Source organism: Streptomyces sp. NPDC058534 (assembly GCF_042717365.1).
Taxonomy (GTDB): Bacteria; Actinomycetota; Actinomycetes; order Streptomycetales; family Streptomycetaceae; genus Streptomyces.
The window spans coordinates 1-1,148 of the sequence record NZ_JBHXNW010000195.1 but is presented as its reverse complement, the minus strand read 5'-3'; the positions used below and the strand labels follow the sequence as shown (position 1 = coordinate 1,148).

Annotated in this window: 2 rRNA genes; both read right to left on the bottom strand. The window is 58.2% G+C overall.

The window, feature by feature from the left end:
* Positions 1–735 (bottom strand): 23S ribosomal RNA (locus tag ACFWR9_RS42735); the annotation flags it as partial.
* A 269-nt stretch (positions 736–1,004) separates the two neighbouring features.
* Positions 1,005–1,148, bottom strand: a 16S ribosomal RNA gene (locus ACFWR9_RS42730); the annotation flags it as partial.

Here is a 1,148-nt window from a genome sequence, read left to right as displayed (position 1 = left end):
TCGCTACGGCTTCCCCACTCGGGTTAACCTCGCAACACACCGCAAACTCGCAGGCTCATTCTTCAAAAGGCACGCAGTCACGAGACACCAAGCAAGCTTGATGTCCGACGCTCCCACGGCTTGTAGGCACACGGTTTCAGGTACTATTTCACTCCGCTCCCGCGGTACTTTTCACCATTCCCTCACGGTACTATCCGCTATCGGTCACCAGGGAATATTTAGGCTTAGCGGGTGGTCCCGCCAGATTCACACGGGATTTCTCGGGCCCCGTGCTACTTGGGTGTCTCTCAAACGAGCCGCTGATGTTTCGACTACGGGGGTCTTACCCTCTACGCCGGACCTTTCGCATGTCCTTCGCCTACATCAACGGTTTCTGACTCGTCCCACGGCCGGCAGACCGTGAAAGAGAGATCCCACAACCCCGCACACGCAACCCCTGCCGGGTCTCACACGTATACGGTTTGGCCTCATCCGGTTTCGCTCGCCACTACTCCCGGAATCACGGTTGTTTTCTCTTCCTGCGGGTACTGAGATGTTTCACTTCCCCGCGTTCCCTCCACACTGCCTATGTGTTCAGCAGCGGGTGACAGCCCATGACGACTGCCGGGTTTCCCCATTCGGAAACCCCCGGATCAAAGCCTGGTTGACGACTCCCCGGGGACTATCGTGGCCTCCCACGTCCTTCATCGGTTCCTGGTGCCAAGGCATCCACCGTGCGCCCTTAAAAACTTGGCCACAGATGCTCGCGTCCACTGTGCAGTTCTCAAACAACGACCAACCACCCATCACCCCGAGATCAACATCCCGAGTGCACTGGGGCCGGCAACTGAGGGTTCATTCCCTCAGATACCCAACAGCGTGCCCGGCACAGTTCCCTCTCCAGACTCACGTTCCACGCCGAAGCAGTACTAGTGATCCTTCAAGTCGACCGTGCCGAATAGTCAACGTTCCACCCATGAGCAACCGTGCAGGACGTTTGCCTGCAGTCGGCTATTGCTCCTTAGAAAGGAGGTGATCCAGCCGCACCTTCCGGTACGGCTACCTTGTTACGACTTCGTCCCAATCGCCAGTCCCACCTTCGACAGCTCCCTCCCACAAGGGGTTGGGCCACCGGCTTCGGGTGTTACCGACTTTCGTGACGTGACGGG